Consider the following 19208-nt stretch of genomic DNA (forward strand, 5'->3'; position numbering starts at 1 on the left):
ACCCCGATGCTCTGGGCGGTCGGCTTCCTGATCACCTTCACCTTCGGCGGTCTGACCGGTGTCATCCTGGCCTCGCCGCCGATGGACTTCCACGTGTCCGAGTCCTATTTCGTGGTGGCGCACTTCCACTACGTGGTGTTCGGCACCGTCGTCTTCGCGATGTTCTCCGGCTTCCACTTCTGGTGGCCGAAGTTCACCGGCAAGATGCTCGACGAGCGCCTGGGCAAGATCACTTTCTGGACGCTGTTCGTCGGCTTCCACGGCACGTTCCTCGTCCAGCACTGGCTCGGCACGGGAGGAATGCTCCGCCGTGTCCCCGACTATCTGGCGGTGGAAGGCTTCACCACGCTCAACACCGTCTCGACCATCTTCTCCTTCCTGCTCGGCCTGTCGTTCCTGCCGTTCTTCTACAACATCTGGAAGACGGCCAAGTACGGCAAGAAGATCGAGGTCGACGACCCGTGGGGTTACGGCCGTTCGCTGGAGTGGGCGACGTCCTGCCCGCCCCCGCGGCACAACTTCATCACCCTGCCGCGCATCCGCTCGGAGTCACCCGCCTTCGACCTGCACCATCCCGAGATCGCCGCGACCGAACAGCGGGCCCTGCGGTGACGGCGATGGACGACCGCCCGGTGCGCGTGCGGGCCTTCATCAACGACGTCGAGGGACATCTCCTCGTGGCGGCCGCCCGCGCCGAGGGCCGCGCGGCGGCACGGCGCTTCACCGAACGGCTGCCCTGGCTGACCGACACCCAACGCGCCGAGGTGGAACGGCTCTACGCCGAGGAGCACCTGTCGCTCACCCGGCAGGGCTGGCAGCACATCGCCCGGCGCGGGCGCCGGCTGCGTGCCGAGTACGAGGAGACGTATCGCGTCCTGCGGCGACAGCTCCTGCTGCGGAGCCTGGTGGGTCTCGTCCTGGCGCTGATGGTGCTGCTGGTGCTCGGGGCGGTTCTGACGGTTCCGGTGGGGGAGGAGTCCTTGAGGATTCAATAAGGCAGAATGTGCTCCCAGGGTGTAGTTCTCCAGGGGGTTCCGTGTTGCTCGTCGATCTTTCCACCGTGGCGCCGCGCGAGCGCGCGGACGCCTTCCACCACGCCCTGACGGATTCGTCGGTGCCCAACGAGGTCGTCCACGAGGAGCCCGAGACGGGCATCCACGCCCGCATGGAGCTGTGGCGCGTGGGCGGCCTCGACCTCTTCTCCACCCGCAACTCGGGCTTCGAGGTACGGCGGAACGAACGGCACGTGCGCCATCACCGCAGCAACCCCGTGATCTCCGTCTCGCTCCAGCTGTCGGGCGCCCACCGCGCCGAGGTCGCCGGGCGGCAGCGGGTCCTCGGCCCTGACGACATCTGCGTCTTCCACGAGCTGTCGCCCCGGGTCTACGGCTGGTCGGGCGACGGCGCCTCCCAGGCCATGATGTTCGACGTGAACCGCCTCGACGTACCTGTGGAGACCGTCGAGCAGGCCTCGCACCGGCTGCGCGCCAGCCCGATGTACGACCTCGTCCTCAACCACCTGCGCGGTGTGTGGCGCGACCCCGGGCGCCTCGAAGCCGACCCCGGTGCCGGCGCCCTCGCCACGGCCACCACCGAACTCGTCCGTGGACTGCTCCTCTCGGCCGCGCACGCCGAGGACTCCCCCACCGTCCGTTCGACAATGGACGACACGCTGGTCACCCGGATCCTGGCCTACGCGCGCCGCCACCTCGCGGACCGCGAACTGACGCCCGAGCGGATCGCGCAGGAACACGCCGTCTCCGTGCGCAGGCTCTACCAGCTGCTCAACAACGCCGGCATCAGCCTCGAACAGTGGCTCATCACCGAACGCCTCGCCAAGGCACGCGAGATGCTGGCCGCGCCCCGCTACGACCGCCTCACCGTCGCGGCGGTCGCCGCCCGGTGCGGATTCAGCAGCCCGAGCCACTTCAGCCGCCGCTTCCAGGCGGCCTACGGCGCCTCCCCCAGCGAGTGGCGGCGCCACCGCGACAGCAGCCCGGGAGCCCAGGAGATCGACGCGCCCTGACGCGGCTCAGGCCGCGTGCAGCGCGGCATGCAGAGTGTCCGTCACCTGTATGCGGGCCGCCCTGGAGACCTCCGTGCGGCGCAGCAGGTCGAACAGGACGAAGCCGTGGATCGTGCCCTGGTAGCGGATCGACACGACCGGCACGTCCGCTGCCCGCAGGCGCGCCGCGTACGCCTCCCCCTCGTCGCGGAGCACATCGGCCTCGGCCGTGAGGACCAGCGCCGACGGCAGCCCGCGCAGCCGGCTCACCGGTGCGCGCAGCGGCGAGACGGCGCCGTGCGTCCGGCTCTCCGGGTCCGGCGCGTACCGCCGCCAGTACTCGCGCATGACGGCGCGGCCGAGGAAGTACCCCTCCGCGAACTGGCGGTAGGACGGGGTGTCCATCGCCGCGTCGGTCACCGGACAGACCAGCACTTGCTGGCGGAAGCCGGGCCCGCCGCGCTCGCGCGCCACGAGGGTGAGGGCCGCCGCCTGCTGGGCGCCCGCGCTGACACCGACGACCGCCATCCTGCTCCCGTCCAGGCCGCATTCCGCGCCGTGCCGGGCGACCCACCGGGCGACGGTGTAGGCACGCTCCACGGCGTGGGGGTGCCGCGCGTCCTCCGGTACGTCGTACTCGGGGACGACGACCGCGGCGTCCGCGCCGAGCACGAGATCCGCCACCAGCCGCCGGTGCGCGTACGCGTCCGTCAGCATCCAGCCGAGACCGTGCAGGTACAGCACCACGGGCAGCGGCTCGTCCGTGCCCGCGGGGCGCAGTATCCGTACCCGGATCCGGCTCCCGTCGGATGCCGGCAGGGCGAGCCACTCCTCCTCGACGTCCGGTTCGTCGTCACCGCCGCCGTCCCAGAGGGCCGCGACGCGGCTCCTGGTCGCGACGGGGTCGGCCTCCAACGGCACCGGGCACGCGTGCGCCTCGGCGAAGGCCCGCGTCCACCGTTCGAGGACAGGTGTCTCCCGGGCGGCCGGAATGTCTGCTTCCACGGGGACTCCTGCACGAGGGGCGGATCACGGGGCCGTTCGCGGCTCCACCGGGCACGGAGTACTCACCCTAGGACGCCGTCGACCCGAAAGGGGCGCGGCCACCCTACGGATCCATGCCGCTGCGTGCACACTTCGGTCGCGTCGCCCCCTCCGAACGCTCATCTCCTTCCTGACGAAGGCAGTCAAAGCACAGTCATATGACCTAACGCCTCCCCCGGTTGTCGGCCGAGACTCGCGTAAGGGCCGTGGGCCAGGGGCGACCGTCCCCCTCTGCCACGCACCGTGCACCGGCCCGGGGACGGACGAAGGGAGCCCTCCGTGAGCACTCGATCCGCGACGGCCGTGTCACCGGGCCCGGGAACCGAGGCCTCGACCGACGTGGCAGCCGCCTTCTCCCGGTGGCTCACGCCCGTCGTCGCACCCGCCGACCCGGGCGCGCCCGCCGACGGGGTCGTGACACTCCACCACTTCGGATACGTACGCGTGCTCACCTGTGAGACGGCCGGGCCGCTGCGCCTCGCCCGCAGCCCCCGCTCTGCCGGGCCGGGCTCCGGGGACGCGGTCGCCCTCCTCGTCCCCCGCGAAGGGACCGTGCGGCTGGCCCAGGACGGGCGCGGCACGAGCGTGTCGGTCGGCGAGGTCGCCCTCGTCGACCTGCGCCGCGCCTTCTCGGTCGAGCAGCGGGACCGGGCACGGACCCTCGTCCTGCGCCTGCCACTGCACGCGCTGCACCTCCCCGCGGTCCCCCTGCGCTCCCTCACGGCCCGCGCCGTCACCCCGCCCGAGGGTGCGGCCGCGCTCCTGCCCGCGCTGCTCCCTCGGCTGGACGTGCCGGGAGCCCGGGTGCCGGCCCAGGTGGGCGAGCGGCTCGGGGGCGTCATCGCGGACCTGGTCGCCGGTCTGGTCGAGGACCTCGCCGCCGACGCGGAGGGCCCACCGGGCCCCGACCGGCACCCTCTCCTCGCCACGATCCTCGACTACATCGAGAACCACCTCGGCGACCCGGACCTCTCCGCGGAGCGCATCGCCGCGGCCCATCTCATCTCGATCCGCTACCTCCACCGCCTCTTCGAGGCCGAGGGCGTGACCGTGGGGCGGCTGATCCAGCGTCAGCGCGTCGAGAAGTGCGCCCAGGAGCTCGCACGGCGCGGACGGGTGAGCCCGTCCATCGCCGTGGTGGCGTCCCGCTGGGGCTTCCGCAGCGCGGCCCACTTCAGCCGCGCGTTCAAATCCGTCCACGGTCACTCGCCGCAGCAGTGGCGGCGCCTGGTGACCGCGGCGGAGGCGGAGCCCCGCTGACAGCTGTCGGCGTCGGGCTACTCGGCGGGTCTCGTCCTGCCGTCGCGCCAGTCGCTGGGGGACATGCCGTATGCCGCGCGGAAGCTGCGGCTGAAGTGGGTGGCGCTGGCGAAGCCCCAGCGGCGGGCGACCGCCGACACCGTGATGTCGTCGCGCCCGGGGCGGGCGAGTTCCCGCCGTGCCTCCTCCAGGCGGCGGCGCTGGATCCACCGGCCGACCGTGCTGTCCCGGCCTTCGAAGAGCTTGTGCAGGTAGCGGATCGAGATGTGCTGGGCCTCGGCGACGCTCGCCGGGGTCAGGTTCCTGTCCCACAGGTTGGCGTCGACGTACGCGTGCAGCCGGTCGAGGAGCGCCTCGCGGTCCTGCCCGCCCTCCCGCGGCCCGGGGCCGCTGTCCGACGGCGCGCTTTCGGCGCTCTCGACGGCGAGCAGCCCGACCAGGTCGGCGACGGTGCCCGCGAGCCGGAACTCGGCGCGAGGCGCGTACCCGGGGCGTGGGGCCGCGATGTCCCGCAGCAGCGGGGCGAGCAGCGGCGCGACGGTCCCGTCGGCGAAGGGGGCCCGGCCGCCCAGCTCGCGTACCTGCCCGTCGGTGAGGGTGAGCGCCCGCCGCGGTATCCGCACGAGGTGCAGTTCGAAGTCCCCCTCCTCGTCGAGGACGAAGGGCTCCGCCCCGTCGCAGGCGAACAGGTCACCCGGCAGGCAGACCTCGGTGCTCCCCCGCCGCACGAGGGTGGCCCGGCCGAGGCTGTGGATGCCGAGGAGGACGTACGGCTCGGTCACCGCGTCGCTTCCGGGGTCGTGGTGGGGGTCGTGCCGCACGTGCTGCGCCGTTCCCCGCACCGTACGCACATGAAGGAAGCCGAGCGTGCGGGCGGTACGGGCGTCGCACGCGGCGGTGGGGGCGGGGTTCTGGGTCATGATCGTTGTGAGGCTCATACGGAGTCAGCCTGGGGCGTCCCGCCGTCGTTGACGAGAGCGTGCGGCGTCGCCTGCGGGCAGGGGCACGAGCAGTGCACGGTGAGGCATCGGAGCGGTGTCACGGTGGTCCGGAGGCGGCGCGCGAAGCGACGGGAGCCGGTCGTCGGACGGACGCGGTCGCATGGTTCGTGCGTCGGACGGACGCCGTCGGACGATCCGTACGTGGGGGCAACGGGACGAGGGGAAGGTCATGGGGAACGGACAGGGCGACAGGACACTTGTCGGCCGTCAGCGCGAACAGGCGCTCCTGGAACGCTCCCTGGAGCGTGCGCGGGCCGGAGCGGGCGGCTCTGCGACGGTGCTGCGCGGTGACGCCGGCATCGGCAAGACCACCCTGCTCGACTGGACGGCGACGCGCGCGGCGCGGGACGCCTTCACCGTCCTGCGCGTCGCGGGGAACGAGGCGGAGTCCGGCGTCGCCTTCGGCGCGCTGCACCACGTACTGCGGCCGCTGCGCGAGAACTCCCGTGCGCTGCCCCCGCACCAGCGGCTCGCGCTCGAACGGGCGCTCGGCCTGCGGGACGGCCTGCCCCCGGAGGGTTTCATGGTGGGCGCGGCGGCGCTGGCCCTGCTCGCGGAGGAGGCGCGCCGCCGTCCGGTGCTGGTCCTCGTGGACGACCTGCACTGGGTCGACCCGTCCAGCGCCGCCGTCTTCGTCTTCCTGCACCAGCGGGTCGCCGAGCTGCCCGTGGTCATGGTGTGCACGAGCCGGCCCGACCACTCGGCCCTGGAGGGCTGGCCGGCGCACCCGGTGGACGTCGAGGCGCTGTCGGGCGCGGACTCCCGCACACTGCTGCGGCGCTGGCATCCCGGGCTCGCGGCCGCCACCGCCCGGCGCGTGATGGACGAGGCGGCGGGCAACCCGCTGGCCCTGGCCGAGCTGCCCGGCCAGCTGGCGGCCGAGCACCGCAGGGGCGTGGTGCCGCTGCCGGAGAGGCTGCCGCTGGGCGAGCGCCTCGAGGAGTTGTTCGCCCGGCGGCTGCGGTCGCTGCCCGAGAGCGCGGCACGGGCCCTGCTGCTCGCCGCGCTGGACGGCGCCGCCACCGTCGGGAACGACGCGGCCGGGCAGGAGGCGGGCAAGGAGCGTGCCGAGTGGGTTCTCGGCCTCATCGAGGCGAGCGGTCTCGCGCGGCTGGACTCCGTGGGGCGGCTGGTGTTCCGGCATCCGCTGGTACGCAGCGCGGTGATCGCCTCCGCATCGGCGGCCGAGCTGCGCGCCGCACACCGGACGCTTGCGCGGCGGTTGCGCGAGGACGACCCGCGTCGGCTGCTGCACGAGGCGTCCGCCGCGGACGGCACGGACGAACCGCTCGCCGCGCGGTTGCAGGAGGCCGGGACCCGCATCGCGCTGCGCGGCGGTGACGCGGAGGGAGCGCTGCTCCTCGACCGCGCGGCGGCCCTCGGGGCCGACCCCGCGGACCGGGCGCGGCGGCTGACGTGGGCCGCCGTCATGTCGGCCCGGGGAGGACGCCTGGCGTACGCGGCGGAGCTGGTGAGGGAGATCCGGCGCGGGCCGGTGCCCGAGGACATCGCGCCGTTGTTCGCCTACGCGGTCGTGTACGTCGACCAGAGTCATCACGTCGACTTCGCCTCGTCGTTCACGCTGCTGCCCGGCGCCCTGGCCGCGCTGACCGCTCCCGGCGCCCCGGTGTTCGGCGATCTGGTCGAGCAGATGGCGTTCAAGCTCCTGCTCGCCTCGGCCTACACCGGCGACCCGCGGGGTTGGGAGGCGCTGGAGCGGCACCGCGAGCACCTCTCGCCCGCGGCGCTGCTGTGCCACCGCGCCTGGTCGGACCCGCCGCGCACGGCGCACGGCGCGGAGAAGGAGCTGCGGGATCTGGTGGCGCGTATGGCGGTGCAGCGGGAAGCCGCCCGTGCGTGGCTGGTGTTGTGGGCGGCCTCAGCGGTGGACGCGGCCGACGAAAGGCTGTGGCGGCTCTTCAACGACGAGCACACGTACGCCACGCAGGGGTCCGTCGCCAAGGCACGGTGCCATCAGGCGTTTCTGCGGGGCCGGTGGGACGCCGCGGAGGTGTGTCTGCGGGAGGCCGACATCGCCGAGGAGCTCGGCTACCACTGCAATGCCCTGCTCTTCAGGCACTACTACGCGCACTTCCTGGCGGGCCGGGGCGACGAGCGGGGCCTGCGGGCGGTGCGGGCGCGCGTCGAACCGGCGGCGGCGCGGGCACGGATGCGGTTCGTCACCGACCACCTCGACCGTCTCGAAGCCCTCGCCGCCCTGGCGCACGGCCGGCACGAGGAGGCGTACGCGCTGCTGCGGCGCTTGATGGCGCCGGGTGAACTGCCGCGCGGCCTTGCCTGGTTCCACCTCCCCTTCTTCGACTTCGTCGTCGCGAGTACGCGCTGTGGCCGCCGGGCGGAGGCGCTCGCCCACGTCGCCGCGGGGCGGGCGGCGGGGATGGACTCCGTCTCCGCGCACCACGCCTTTCTGCTGGCGGCGGCCTGTGCGATCACCGCCGACGACGAGGAGGCCGACGCGGCGTACGCGGCGGCCTACGCGGTGCCGGGCGCCGGCGAGTGGTCCTTCGACCTGGCGCGGCTCCGCCTGTCGCACGGCGCCTGGCTGCGCCGCCGGGGCCGGTGCGCCGAGGCGACGGAGCCCCTGCGTGCCGCGGCCCGCACCTTTCAGGAGCTGCGCGCCGACCCCTGGCTGGCGCAGTGCCAGGCGGAACTCAGATCCGCCAACCGCTTCCGGGTCTCCGCACCCGCTTCGCCCCCCTCGGCCGCCGCGACTATCCCCACCGTCTCGGCCGTCTCGGCCGGCGTGCTCACGGCCCAGGAGCTGCGCATCGCCCGTCTCGTCTCCACCGGCCTGACGAACAAGGAGGTCGGCGCCGCACTGCACCTGTCACCGCGCACGATCGGCGCCCACCTCTACCGGATCTTCCCCAAGCTGGGGGTCACGTCCCGGGCCGCTCTGGCGAGGGCGCTGCCGGGGCCGGGGCCGGACTCAGGAGGAGCCGGTCACCGCACCACGCGGTAGCGGAGGTAGACGACCTTCGAGTTGAAGGTGCGGGTCTCGGCCAGTTCGAGGTTCACCCGGCGCTCGTCCCGGGGAAAGAACGGGGTGCCTCCGCCGACCAGCACCGGGTGGACCACCGCCCGGTACTCGTCGATCAGATCCGCCGCGGCCGCCTCGGCGGCGAGGGTCGCGCCACCGATCGCGATGTCGCCCTCCCCCGGCTCGGCCCGCAACCGTTCGATCTCCTCCGCCACACCACCGGAGAGCAGGCGGGCATTGCCCTGCACCGACGACAGCGTGGTGGAGAACACCACCTTCGGCAGCGGGTTCCAGAGCCCGGCCCACTCAAGCGTGGACTCATCGAGCGAGGGGTCCTGGTCGGCGGTCTCCCAGTACAGCATCGTCTCGTACAGCCGTCGCCCGAGCAGGTGGACGCCGACCTCCCGGATCTCGTCGATCCAGAAGCGGAAGACATCCGGGTCGGGCTCCGTCCAGTCGAACCGGCCGTCGGGACCGACGATGTAGCCGTCGAGCGAGACGCCCATCGAGTAGGTCACTTTGCGCATCGGAAGTCCTCCTCGGGGAAGAGCCCACTCTCTCGCGTACGGCCGGCCGCCGCCACCGAACCGAGCGGGCTTCCCTGCCGGACACAGTCAGCGTGTCGGCCGGGGCTCGTCCTGCCGCCCGCTGCCCGCTCCGTCTTCGAGGGCGCGGGCGATCCCGGCCCGCGTCGTGATGCCCAGCTTGGGGAAGACGCGGTAGAGGTGCGCGCCGATCGTCCGCGGTGACAGACCGAGCCGCTCACCGATCTGCCGGTTGGTCAGCCCTTCCGCCGCGAGTTCGGCGATACGCGTCTCCTGCGCCGAGAGGAACGGGTGCCGGTGTACTGCGGTCGGTCCGCCGGGTGCGCCGACGTCCGCCGTCGCCGCGGCGAGTGCCTGAGACGTCTGTGCGGCCCAGGGCGCGGCGCCGAGTCGGTCGAACGCGGTGAGCGCGGTCCGGCAGTGCGCGGCCGCCTGCTCGGGCCGGCCGTGGCGTCGGAGCCACGCGGCGTGGGCCAGGTGGGCGCGGGCGAGCGGGAAGGGCCAACTCTCCGCGCCGGGCAGGGCGTACACCACCTCGTACCGCTCCGCCGCCTCGTCCTCCTCGGCGGCGAGGGCCTCGGCGACGGTCACCAGGAAGGTGTGGTGCGCCGACGCGCGGGCGAGACCGGAAGACCTGACCGCGTGCAAGTAACGTCGGGCCTCCACTCGTCGTCCGCTGTCGACTGCCGCCTGTATGCAGTCGACGAGCGACAGGTGCAGCCACGGGCTGCGGGCGGGGAGTTCGCCGGGCGGCATGAGGCCGCGTGCGTGGTGCCACGCCTCCTCGGTGAGACCGTGCCCGAGTGCACACAGCAGCTTTGCCGCGCGCAGCCGTTCGGCGACCAGGCGCAGCCCGCGGGCTCCGGCGGCCGTGCCCAGCGCGGGCTCCAGTGCGGCGAGGCCGGCCCGGTCCCCGCGAGCGGCGAGGATCTGTGCGGTGTTCTGCTGGAACAGCGTCTCGGTCAGCGCGTAGCCGTGGTCCCCGGAGGTGCGGGCGCCCGCGCGGGACGCGGTCAGGGATGTATCCCAGTGTCCGTGCAGGAAGTCGTCGTGGGCGCGCAGGCTGTCCATGAACGTCTGCGTCGCGTACGCGTGGCGGCGCGCGAAGGCGCTCCAGAGCGCGCAGTGCTCGCCGACGGCGTCGACGGCGGCGGCCGCCCACAGGAGGAGCCAGGCGGCGGTGGTCTCCCTGTCGGCCGGCAGGGTCGCGACGGTCTCGCGGAGCCGGAGCGGCACCTCGTGGACGACGTTCCGGAGAGGCGTCTCGTCGGTGGCTCGTCCGGGACCGGACCAGGCCTCCAGGCACAGCGTCGCCGCCGGGGAGGCGTGCGCGGCGTGGCGTTCGACGGCGGCCCATGCGCGCTCGTCCCCGGTGAGCACGGCCGCGACGAGGAGAAGGAAGAGCATCGGCTCACGAAGCGCCATCGGCTCGCCGTCGTGGCCCGCGCCTTCCGGTGACGCCTGCGCGTCAAGGACCGGGGGAAGCAGTTCGATCGCGGGGTTCGGGTCGGCGTCGAGCTGGAGGCGGGTCTGGGCGACGGCGAAGGCGTACGGGGCGGCGGGTTCGGGCTTGCCGGGGCAGGCCTCCGTCTCGGCCTCGGCGACGAGTTCCGCCGCGAGGTGCGGGCGGCCGCTCCGTACGGCGGCCGCTGCGGCCGTGACGAGGCGGGCGGTTCTGCGCGCCGGGTCCGGACTGAGCCGGGCCGCCCGCGCCATCAGCTCCGCCGCCTCCGCGTCACCGCCCTGGGCGGCCATGCTGTCGGCCTCGGTGTGCAGCAGCGCGGCCAGCTCGCCGTCGGTGCCGAGCGCGGCGGCGGCCAGGTGCAGGGCCCGGCGGGGGCTCTTGGCGGGCAGGGCGTCCGCGAGCAGCCGGTGCGCGGCGCGCCGCTCGGCCGGTGAGGTGATGTGCACGAGAGAGGCGCGCACCAGCGGATGGTGGAACACCACGAGGCCGCTCTCCGCGTCGGTGTGCGCGAGACCGGAGTTCTCGATGTGCTCGTCGATCTGTGTCCACGGCATGCCGGTGACCCGGTCGGCCAGGCCCCGCAGCACGGTGGCGCGCCGGGCGGGCGCGTCGTCGAGGGCGGCCACCAGCAGCAGGCGCCGCACGGCGGCGGGCAGGGCGCGCAGCCTGTCCTCGTACAGCCGTCCGAGGCGCTCGCCCAGCGGCAGTACGTCGAAGGGTTCCGTCAGTCCGAGCGGGGCGGGGCCCGCGAGGAACTCGGCGCGGTCGGCGGCCACGCGCCGCAGTTGTGCCGGGAGTTCGTGCAGGGCGAGCGGGTTTCCGCCGGCGGCCCGCAGCACCCTGCGGCGTGCTCCGTCGGGCAGTTCGGGGTGGATGGCGCGCAGGAGCCGCTCGGCCTGTGGCTCGTCCAGCGGCGGCAGGTCGATCACCCGTCCCGGCAGGCCGTGGTTGGCGTCGCGCTTCTCCTTGACGGCGGCGGGCGCGCGGCCTGCCGTGTCTCCCGCAGGCCGGGTCGCGGCGATGGCGACGACGGGCAGCGGGGCCAGATGCCGTTGTACGTATCCGAAGACGGCGACGCTCGACGGGTCGGCCCACTGGAGGTCGTCCAGGAGGACCACCGCGGGGCGGCGCGCGGCGGCGTGGGCGAGCAGGGTGAGGGCGGCGCTCGCCACGGTGAAGCCTTCGGGCGGCGCCCCTTCGCGGATGCCCAACGCGCTCTCCAGGGCGTGGCGTTGTTCCTCCGAGAGCCCCCGCGCGTCGTCGAGCAGCGGCCAGAGGACCTGGTGGAGGGCGGCGAACGGCAGCCCGGCCTCCGCCTCGGCCCCGGTCATCCGCAGGACGCGCAGACCGGCACGGCGGGCTGTCGCCTCGGCCGACCTCAGCAGCGCGGTCCGTCCCGTGCCGGGGTCGCCGCGCAGGATCACCGAGGTGCCGGTGGAGCCGATGTCCGCCAGGGCGGCGTCGATGACCGCGAGCTGCGCTTCGCGCCCCATCAGGTGGGGCACGTCGCGCGGATGGAAGGTGTCGCGGTCCGACGGATCGGCGGCGTCCGGACCCATCAGCGCTTCAGCACACCGTCCAGCCATGCCAGGACCTCGGGGGTCACCGGGTCGGCGAGATCGGCGAACTCCTCGTGCTTCTGAAGGAACTTCGCCACGTAGGGGCAGACGGGCACGATGCGCAGGCCGGCGCCGCGCACGTCGTCCAGTGCTCCCCGGACGAGCGTCGAGGCCAGGCCCTGTCCCGCGTAGGCGTCGTCGATCTCGGTGTGGAAGAACACGCGCCGGTCGTCCCGGTCGCGGTACGCGGTGAATCCCGCGCTCTTGTCGTCGACCAGGATCTCGTACCGATGCCTGGCATCCACGCGGCGGACCACCGGAGTCGGTGCGGGCTGCGTCATTGTCGTACTGCCTTTCAGTGGCGTGCCGGACTCCTGCCCGACCTCGACGATGTCCTCGCGGCCACGGCCGACGAAATACCATCACATCTTATACAGTTCCGGCGTCTGCCCAGGTCAAGCGGTTATGTGAGGTGAGGCGCACGTCCGAGGCCTCGGCGGATCGCGGCCTCCACCGGGGAGTGGGCGTCGCCATCGGGGCGTTCGGCGAACGGCCCGCGGCCCGGCTTGGGAAGCAGCGGCGGCTGCGCCATGAAACGGGGTTCGGCGCCTCGGTGCGGTTGCGCGGCGTGGACGAGGAAGGGGTGGCAGAGGTAGACGTCACCGGCCCGGCCCGTGGCCAGGGCGAGCGGCCGGTGCTCGGTGGCGGGCACGGCACGCCCGGCGAGCTCCATGAAGGGCAGACCGTCCTCGCGCTCGGGTCCGAGGAGTGCGGCGACGTCCAGGTGGGACCCGACACGGATGCGGGTGGGCGCGTCGTCCTTGCCCACGTCGGACATGAGGAACAGCATCAGCAGCCACCGCCCGCGCGAGGCGACGTTCACCCGGTAGGACAGGAAGTCGGCGGGATCGTCCCCCGGGTAGCTCGCGTCGATGTGCCATCCGTCGTCGCCCGGCTCCTCGTCACTGGGGAACCGCACCGGGAACGTGCCGAGTCCGCCGAGAGGCGCCCAGCGCCCCGCACCGGCGAGGGCGTCGAACGCGGCGTGCAGGCGCGGCGAGTTGGCGGCGGCCCGGAAGGGCTCCTGCGCATAGGCGCCGAGCCGCACGACGGGGCTCTGCCACGTCGCGGGGTCATCGGGCTCACCGTCGATGTCCCGCCACATGATGTCCCGGCACTGCGCCGCGAGGTCGCGCGAGAACGCCCCCTCCAGACGGAGAAACCCCTTCTCCACGAACCCGGACACGTCTTCGTCGCTGATCACTGACTCACTGCTCATGCCGTCAGCGTGTCATCGCGGCGAGGGCGCCCACCCGACACTTCCCGCACGGCTCCTGTCGGAACGACGGCTAGAAGACCGACCAGCCCGTCACCGTGGTGAAGTGGTCGAGCGCCGCCACGCCCGCCACGGAGTTGCCGTACGTGTCCAGGCCCGGGCTCCAGACGCACAGGGTGCAGCGTCCCGGGATGACCGCGACGATGCCGCCGCCGACACCGCTCTTGCCCGGCAGACCGACCCGGTAGGCGAAGCTGCCCGCCGCGTCGTACGTACCGCAGGTGAGCATGACCGCGTTGACCTGCTTCGCCTCGCGCGCGGGCAGCAGACGCGTGCCGTCGCCGCGCAGCCCGTGCCGGGCCAGGAACGCCCCCGCGAGCGCGAGGTCGCGGCAGCTCATACGGATCGCGCACTGCCGGAAGTAGTGCTCGAGGACCGTGGACACGGGGTTGTCGAGGTTGCCGTAGCTCGCCATGAAATGCGCGAGAGCCGCGTTGCGGTCGCCGTGCTCGGCCTCGGAGGCCGCCACCACCGGGTCGAAGGCGACATCCGGATTGCCGCTCTCCGCGCGCAGGAACTCCAGCATCGTCGTGGCGGCGTCCCCGGTGAGGCTCTGAAGCCGGTCCGTGACGACCAGCGCGCCGGCGTTGATGAAGGGGTTCCGCGGGATGCCGTTCTCGTACTCGAGCTGCACCAGCGAGTTGAAGGGGTTGCCGGACGGCTCCGTGCCGACCCGGTCCCAGATCCGCTCGCCGCCCTCCGCCAGGACGAGCGCGAGGCTGAAGGCCTTCGAGATGGACTGGACGGAGAACGGCTCCTGCCAGTCCCCCACCCCGTGCACCTCGCCGTTGACGTCGGCGACCGCGATACCGAAACGCTCCGCGTCCACGCCCGCGAGCGCCGGGATGTACTGAGCCACCTGGCCGCGGCCCACCAGTGGCCGGGCGAAGGCGGTGACTTCTTCTAGAACGGCCTGGTAGTCCACAACAACCCGAGCTTTCTGCTCTCTGCACTCTGCGTATACGGCGCGGCCGCTTCATCCTGAGAAACCGCTGGTCGGGGGCTGTGTCGGCGGCCGCGGCCACAGAATAACGCCCGGCCGGGGCGCGCTCTTGTCCGGGATGTCCCGTTCACCGCGGCCGCTCGGCGTACCCCTCCGCCTCGCCACTGGTCGACGTGGACACGCACAGACCACTGCCAGGCCGCCGACAGACAAATACCCCGGCGGCCCCGCCCCCATGATGCTCACGCCCTGCCCCGCCGAATGAGGGAGTTCCCCATGTCCAGTTCCGCCAAGCCGACCGTCGTCCTCGTGCACGGCGCTTTCGCCGACGCCTCCAGCTACGCCCGGGTCATCCCCCGGCTGATCGCCCGCGGCTACGACGTGGTCGCCCCGGCCGTGCCCAACCGCAGCCTGATCGGGGACGCCGCCTATGTCGCCTCCGTCGTCCGGCAGATACCCGGCCCGGTCGTCCTGGTCGGTCACTCCTACGGTGGCGCGGTCATCACCGTCGCCGGTACCGAGGACAACGTCAAGGCGCTGGTCTACCTGGCCGGTTACGCCCTGGAGAAGGGCGAGAGCCTGGGCGAGCTGCAAGGCCGCTTCCCGGACAGCGACCTCGCCGCCGCACTCGTGTACACCCCGTTCCCCATCGAGGGCTCGGCCACGCCCGGCACCGACGTGTCGGTCCGTGCCGACAAGTTCCCGGCCGTCTTCGCCGCCGACGTCGACCCGCGGCTCGCCGCCGTCCTCGCCGCGTCCCAGCGCCCGCTGGCCGCCCAGGCCTTCGCCGACGCGGCCCCGGCCGCGGCGTGGAGGACCAAGCCGTCCTGGGGCCTGGTCGCCTCGTCCGACCGCACCATCAACCCCGACGTGGAGCGGTACGGCTACCGGCGCGCCGGCATGACCACCGTCGAGGTCGACTCCTCCCACCTCGTGATGCTCGCCCACCCCGAGCGCGTCGTCGACCTGATCGAGGAAGCCGTACAGGCCACCTCCCGCTGAGGCCGCACACGTCCCTTCGCAGCGTCCCCATCCCCTCCAAGCAGAGTCCCCATCCCCTCCAGAGAGAGCGAACGATGAACCCACCGATCTCCCGCCGCACCGTCACCGTGTCCCTCCTGGCCGGCGCCGCCGCCCTGGGAACCGCCGGTGCCGCACAGGCCACGCCGACAACACAGACCCCACAGGCCACGGCCGGCCGCCCCGCCGAACGGTACGGTCGCCCGGCCGCGCCCACCGTCGTCCTGATCCACGGCGCGTTCGCCGACGCCTCCAGCTGGAGCGCGGTCGTCGAACGCCTGCAACGCCAAGGCCACCGCGTCCTGGCACCGGCGCTGCCCCTGCGCGGACTGGCGAGCGACGCCGCCTACATCCGCAGCGTGCTGGACAGCGTCACCGGACCGATCGTGCTGGTGGGGCACTCCTATGGCGGTGCGGTGATCAGCCAGGCCGCGGCCGATCACCCGAGGGTCGAGGCGCTGGTCTACATCGCCGCGTTCGTGCCCGACATCGGGGAGAGCGCGCTCCAGCTCACCGACAAGTTCCCCGGCAGCACGCTGGGGCAGGCGACCGCCACGCAGTACTACCCGCTGCCCGGCGGCGGTCGGGGCGAGGAACTGGTCATCAAGAAGGACGTGTTCCGCAAGCAGTTCGCGGCCGGTGTCCCCCGGCAGACCGCCCAGGTCATGGCCGCGGGACAGCGTCCGATCACCCTGGCAGCCCTGCGGGAACCGGCGACCGCGGCCGCGTGGAAGAAGATCCCCAGCTGGTACCTCGTGGCCACCGAGGACCGCAACATCCCGCCGGCCGCCGAGCGTTGGATGGCCGGGCGCGCCCGCGCCCACACGGTCACCGTCCGCGCCCCGCACGCGGTCTCAGTGAGCGATCCCGGTCCCGTCACCGGCCTGATCCTGCGCGCGGTCCGCTCCGTCCGCTCCCACCACTGACCGGAAGCACCCCAGAGACAAAGACAAGAAGAAGAGATCACCCATGCCCGGATTCCTGACAGGCACGCGCACCGGCCTCCTCGTCTCGGCCGTCGCCGCGGCCCTCACCATGACCGCGACCGGCCCCACGACAGCGGCCACCGCCGCCCCGAAGCCGCACGTACACTTCGTGGCCCACCTGAACATGGCCGACGGCCAGCGCCCGGAGAACATCACCCTGGAGCCCGGCGGCAGTGCCGTCGTCACCTTCGCCTACAGCCGCCAAGTTGCCCGCATCCACCCCGACGGCCGCGTACAGGTCCTCGCCACCCTGCCCAAGCCTCCGGCCGACGCGGAGACCCCCGCTCTCTCCTCGCCCTTCCTCGGCGGCATCGTCCGTTCCCATGACGGCACCCTGTACTTCCTGTACGCCACCGGCAGCAGCGACCTGACAGGGCTGTGGCGCCTGCGTCCCGGCGGCACCCCGCGGCGCATCGCCGCGCTCCCGGCCGACGGCCTGCCCAACGGCCTGGCCCTCGACCACCACCAGGGCCGGCTGTACGTGGCCGACTCGGTCCTCGGCACGGTGTGGCGGGTGCCCGTCACCGGAGGCAGGCCCACCCGCTGGGTCACCGCCCCGGACCTGGCCGCCGCCGGATTCCTCGGAGCCAACGGCATCAAGGTTCACAAGGGGGCCGTCTGGGTGTCCAACCTGGACAAGGGCACCGTGCTGCGCATCCCCGTCACCCAGTACGGCACCGCGGGCCGCGTCGAGACCCGGGCCACCGGCCTGACCAACATCGACGACTTCGCGTTCACCGGCCACGGCGACACGCTCCTGGCCGCGATCAACGCGGACAACGAAGTGGCCCGCGTCAGACCTGACGGCAGCCACACCGTCGTACTGACCGACGCCGACGGGCTGGAGAACCCGACCTCGCTCGCCGTACGCGGCAAGAAGGCCTACATCGCCAGCGGCGCCTACTTCACCAACAACGACCCCAACCTCCTGACCGCGCGGATCAGCCCTGCCCACACCCGATAGAGACCGCAGGCAGCCCGGCCGGTCGTCGTGCCGGCCGGGCTGCCGGGCCCGGGGCGGGCGTCAGAGCTTGCGCAGCTTGGTCGTGTAGACGTGGTTGGCGATCTTGTCACCGAGTACGAGGCCGTCCTCGGCGTCCCACGGGAAGTGGACGCCCAGCCAGACCCGGCTCTGTGCGTCCTCCTGGGCGGCCTGGCTGAAGCTGGTGAACGAGCGGGACTTGATCGGGGACTGCGGTTCGTCGGTGGTCATGGTGAAGGCGATCTCGTCGTTGCGGAAGTAGCGCTTCATCACGCCCGCCCAGGCGGCGCCGAAGGTGGCGTGTCCGGAGGCCCAGGCCGGGAAGCACGGGGTCACGTTGACTCCGGCGCGTGTCTTGAGGAGGGGCTTCCACTCGGGGTCCAGGCCGCTGTCGCGGATGGCGGACACGGGGCGCCACAGGTCGATCGAGGTCAGGTACTTCACGTCCCGCACGGCGATCCCGGCGTCCGCCATCGCGATGGAGACGAGCGCGAACAGCCGGGCGTTCTCGTACGTGTTGAGCTTCTGCTGGGTCGCGACCTCACGCGTGGCCTGGAGCAGCTGCCCCGGCGGCTTGTACGTGCCGTCCTCGTCGTTCGCCCAGAACCAGGCCACCGCTTCCTGCTCCGTCGTCCGGTTGACCTCGGGGGTCTTGGCGGTGGGCCCGTCGGCACCGGCCTTGCGCACCACCTCGACCTGCTGTTTGTACGCGTCGCTGGCCAGCAGCTTCTCGTACGTGCCGTACACACCGGGGGTCGGCGGCCGGAACTGCGAGCCCGACGTCAGTGCGAAGGGTTTGACCTGCCCCCAGAACGGGGTCACGGCCTGGCTGGCCTGCGTGCACGTGGGGTCGACCATGTCGGGATAGCTGGTGGGCCGCCAGGCGCCGGGCTTGTTGTCCGCGACGTACTTCTCGTCGTTGTCGGACCCGTCGGCGTGCCGCGCGTCCCGCATCTGCTTGACCATCGGCCCGACGATCGTCGTGTCGAGGAGGTCGAACCCGGTCGGCTCGGCGCCGAAGCGCTCGCGGAACCGTGCGTCCAGGTAGTGGGTCTGAGCCGGGTAGAGCCCGAGCAGGATGTTGTAGGCGGTCCGTCCGACGACCCGCTCCTCCTCGTCGGGCCCCTCGACCCAGCCCGCGTACTTGTCGGCGCGTATGTAGGGCTCGGACGTGATCTTGCCCTTCCACTTGAGCTGGTACGAGGACTCCGCGTCGTAGATGGCGGCGTTCAGCATCGCGGCGGACCTGGCCATCGGGCCGGGACCGCCGCCCTCTCTTCGTACGACCTCCATGAGCACGTCGTTCCAGAAGTGCACCGGGTTCGCGATGGTCTGCGGCGGCAGGGCGGCATGGGCCTGCTGCGGCACCGCGGTCAGCGTGGTGCTCGCGGCGGTCACCGCCACGGCGATCACCAGGGCCCGGCGCCAGCGCGCCGTCCGCTTGCCGTTGCCGGTCCGTATGTGCGCGGCCATGGGCGATATGTGCGCGGTCATGGTCGATCCCCCTGAGGACGGTCCGTGTCACTCACCACCGGTGCGGTGGCGGCGAGATCCTCGCCCCGGCGCACCGGTGGCACGGACCGCTCCCGGCGGAATGTCCGGCCCCGGCCAGGTGGTTGTCCGAAACCCGTCAGACGCGGACGAGGGTGATGTCCTGCCGGTGGAGCGCGTGGAACTTCGGCAGCGGGAGGCCACTGCGGGCGTCCAGCTCCATCACGGTCGCCTCGACATGAGCCGGGCCCGCAACCAGCTTGGACAAGGTACGGCCCCGGTTCACCCAGCGGTGCTCCGCACCGTCGCAGACCGCGCGGGAGCCACCGATGCCGTACCGGACACCGTTGGCCGCCTGGCCCACCGACGACGACACGAAGACCGGGCCCGTGCCACCCGTACAGCGGTAGGTGCCGGAGAGCGTGACGGTGCCGTCCGCGGCGAGCTTGCCGGTCCGGTCCACCGTCACCGACTCCAGGGGTGCGGCGGACGCGTCGGTGGCCGGGGCGGTGAGCAGGAGCAGTGCGGTGCCGATGAACGTGGCGGTGAGCTGTCGCAAGGACATGGGAA

17 protein-coding genes are annotated in these 19208 nt (G+C 72.8%); 8 read left to right on the forward strand and 9 right to left on the reverse strand.

Translation table 11 applies throughout. The features are described from left to right. From ACZ4Z4_RS04595 to ACZ4Z4_RS04605, 3 genes are all read left to right on the forward strand, one after another. On the forward strand, window positions 1-612 hold a 612-nt coding region (locus tag ACZ4Z4_RS04595; RefSeq protein ID WP_468322171.1), incomplete at its 5' end, for a cytochrome c oxidase subunit I. A 5-nt stretch (window positions 613-617) separates the two neighbouring features. After that, window positions 618-995 carry a hypothetical protein gene (locus tag ACZ4Z4_RS04600; protein WP_468322173.1) on the forward strand — a complete coding sequence of 126 codons (378 nt, stop codon included), beginning with the start codon at window positions 618-620 and terminating at the stop codon, window positions 993-995. Window positions 996-1036: 41 nt separating this feature from the next. Continuing rightward, window positions 1037-2026, forward strand: a complete 990-nt coding sequence (locus ACZ4Z4_RS04605) for an AraC family transcriptional regulator (RefSeq protein ID WP_468322176.1) — start codon at window positions 1037-1039, stop codon at window positions 2024-2026. Window positions 2027-2032: 6 nt separating this feature from the next. Here ACZ4Z4_RS04605 and ACZ4Z4_RS04610 read toward each other — a convergent pair whose 3' ends face one another. Continuing rightward, window positions 2033-3010, reverse strand: coding sequence for an alpha/beta hydrolase (locus ACZ4Z4_RS04610; protein ID WP_468322177.1), 978 nt, complete (start codon window positions 3008-3010; stop codon window positions 2033-2035). 318 nt (window positions 3011-3328) lie between these two features. Here ACZ4Z4_RS04610 and ACZ4Z4_RS04615 point away from each other — a divergent pair, with 318 nt between their 5' ends. Then, window positions 3329-4309, forward strand: coding sequence for a helix-turn-helix domain-containing protein (locus ACZ4Z4_RS04615; protein ID WP_468322179.1), 981 nt, complete (start codon window positions 3329-3331; stop codon window positions 4307-4309). A gap of 17 nt (window positions 4310-4326) precedes the next feature. Here ACZ4Z4_RS04615 and ACZ4Z4_RS04620 read toward each other — a convergent pair whose 3' ends face one another. After that, window positions 4327-5247, reverse strand: coding sequence for a helix-turn-helix domain-containing protein (locus ACZ4Z4_RS04620; protein WP_468322182.1), 921 nt, complete (start codon window positions 5245-5247; stop codon window positions 4327-4329). Between the two features lie 232 nt (window positions 5248-5479). Here ACZ4Z4_RS04620 and ACZ4Z4_RS04625 point away from each other — a divergent pair, with 232 nt between their 5' ends. After that, window positions 5480-8293, forward strand: coding sequence for an AAA family ATPase (locus ACZ4Z4_RS04625; RefSeq protein WP_468322184.1), 2814 nt, complete (start codon window positions 5480-5482; stop codon window positions 8291-8293). Here the strand turns inward: ACZ4Z4_RS04625 and ACZ4Z4_RS04630 are convergent. The 5 genes from ACZ4Z4_RS04630 to ACZ4Z4_RS04650 all read right to left on the reverse strand — a co-directional run bounded on the left by ACZ4Z4_RS04630 (window position 8275) and on the right by ACZ4Z4_RS04650 (window position 14141). Next, window positions 8275-8838 carry a dihydrofolate reductase family protein gene (locus ACZ4Z4_RS04630; RefSeq protein WP_468322186.1) on the reverse strand — a complete coding sequence of 188 codons (564 nt, stop codon included), beginning with the start codon at window positions 8836-8838 and terminating at the stop codon, window positions 8275-8277. The two genes, ACZ4Z4_RS04625 and ACZ4Z4_RS04630, sit on opposite strands and share 19 nt — an antisense overlap. An 87-nt stretch (window positions 8839-8925) precedes the next feature. After that, on the reverse strand, window positions 8926-11907 hold the full coding sequence (locus tag ACZ4Z4_RS04635) for a helix-turn-helix transcriptional regulator (RefSeq protein ID WP_468322189.1): 2982 nt from the start codon (window positions 11905-11907) through the stop codon (window positions 8926-8928). Further along, window positions 11880-12221, reverse strand: coding sequence for a GNAT family N-acetyltransferase (locus ACZ4Z4_RS04640; RefSeq protein ID WP_468322192.1), 342 nt, complete (start codon window positions 12219-12221; stop codon window positions 11880-11882). The genes ACZ4Z4_RS04635 and ACZ4Z4_RS04640 overlap by 28 nt, the downstream gene beginning before the upstream one ends. 122 nt (window positions 12222-12343) lie before the next feature. Beyond that, window positions 12344-13159, reverse strand: a complete 816-nt coding sequence (locus ACZ4Z4_RS04645) for a phytanoyl-CoA dioxygenase family protein (RefSeq protein WP_468322194.1) — start codon at window positions 13157-13159, stop codon at window positions 12344-12346. 70 nt (window positions 13160-13229) lie between these two features. Continuing rightward, the gene (locus ACZ4Z4_RS04650; protein ID WP_468322196.1) at window positions 13230-14141 is read right to left on the reverse strand and encodes a glutaminase; all 912 of its coding nucleotides are present in this window, start codon (window positions 14139-14141) and stop codon (window positions 13230-13232) included. Between the two features lie 294 nt (window positions 14142-14435). Here ACZ4Z4_RS04650 and ACZ4Z4_RS04655 point away from each other — a divergent pair, with 294 nt between their 5' ends. The 3 genes from ACZ4Z4_RS04655 (at window position 14436) to ACZ4Z4_RS04665 (ending at window position 17129) form a co-directional block, all read left to right on the forward strand. After that, a complete protein-coding gene (locus ACZ4Z4_RS04655) occupies window positions 14436-15161 on the forward strand; it encodes an alpha/beta fold hydrolase (protein WP_468322199.1) in 726 nt (241 codons plus the stop codon). Window positions 15162-15235: 74 nt separating this feature from the next. Further along, entirely contained in the window at window positions 15236-16105 is an 870-nt protein-coding gene (locus ACZ4Z4_RS04660; protein WP_468322202.1) for an alpha/beta fold hydrolase, read from the forward strand. Window positions 16106-16148: 43 nt separating this feature from the next. Further along, entirely contained in the window at window positions 16149-17129 is a 981-nt protein-coding gene (locus ACZ4Z4_RS04665; protein ID WP_468322205.1) for a hypothetical protein, read from the forward strand. A gap of 60 nt (window positions 17130-17189) precedes the next feature. Here ACZ4Z4_RS04665 and ACZ4Z4_RS04670 read toward each other — a convergent pair whose 3' ends face one another. Together ACZ4Z4_RS04670 and ACZ4Z4_RS04675 are read right to left on the reverse strand one after the other, a co-directional pair. Continuing rightward, window positions 17190-18641 (reverse strand): vanadium-dependent haloperoxidase, encoded by a 1452-nt coding sequence (locus ACZ4Z4_RS04670; protein WP_468322207.1) that lies wholly within the window; start codon window positions 18639-18641, stop codon window positions 17190-17192. Window positions 18642-18777: 136 nt separating this feature from the next. Beyond that, complete coding sequence (locus ACZ4Z4_RS04675; RefSeq protein ID WP_468322210.1) at window positions 18778-19203, reverse strand: DUF6299 family protein; 426 nt, start codon at window positions 19201-19203, stop codon at window positions 18778-18780. Window positions 19204-19208: the final 5 nt, after the last annotated feature.

It is taken from the genome of Streptomyces sp. NPDC030245 (assembly GCF_055572995.1).

Excerpts from the sequence above, each read along its gene's own strand:
- ACZ4Z4_RS04600 (WP_468322173.1), top strand. The coding sequence starts at position 618 with ATGGACGACCGCCCGGTGCGCGTGCGGGCCTTCATCAACGACGTCGAG.
- ACZ4Z4_RS04620 (WP_468322182.1), bottom strand. The coding sequence starts at position 5,247 with ATGAGCCTCACAACGATCATGACCCAGAACCCCGCCCCCACCGCCGCG.
- ACZ4Z4_RS04625 (WP_468322184.1), top strand. The coding sequence starts at position 5,480 with ATGGGGAACGGACAGGGCGACAGGACACTTGTCGGCCGTCAGCGCGAA.
- ACZ4Z4_RS04665 (WP_468322205.1), top strand. The coding sequence starts at position 16,149 with ATGCCCGGATTCCTGACAGGCACGCGCACCGGCCTCCTCGTCTCGGCC.
- ACZ4Z4_RS04630 (WP_468322186.1), bottom strand. The coding sequence starts at position 8,838 with ATGCGCAAAGTGACCTACTCGATGGGCGTCTCGCTCGACGGCTACATC.
- ACZ4Z4_RS04675 (WP_468322210.1), bottom strand. The coding sequence starts at position 19,203 with ATGTCCTTGCGACAGCTCACCGCCACGTTCATCGGCACCGCACTGCTC.
- ACZ4Z4_RS04640 (WP_468322192.1), bottom strand. The coding sequence starts at position 12,221 with ATGACGCAGCCCGCACCGACTCCGGTGGTCCGCCGCGTGGATGCCAGG.
- ACZ4Z4_RS04655 (WP_468322199.1), top strand. The coding sequence starts at position 14,436 with ATGTCCAGTTCCGCCAAGCCGACCGTCGTCCTCGTGCACGGCGCTTTC.
- ACZ4Z4_RS04670 (WP_468322207.1), bottom strand. The coding sequence starts at position 18,641 with ATGACCGCGCACATATCGCCCATGGCCGCGCACATACGGACCGGCAAC.
- ACZ4Z4_RS04645 (WP_468322194.1), bottom strand. The coding sequence starts at position 13,159 with ATGAGCAGTGAGTCAGTGATCAGCGACGAAGACGTGTCCGGGTTCGTG.
- ACZ4Z4_RS04660 (WP_468322202.1), top strand. The coding sequence starts at position 15,236 with ATGAACCCACCGATCTCCCGCCGCACCGTCACCGTGTCCCTCCTGGCC.
- ACZ4Z4_RS04635 (WP_468322189.1), bottom strand. The coding sequence starts at position 11,907 with ATGGCTGGACGGTGTGCTGAAGCGCTGATGGGTCCGGACGCCGCCGAT.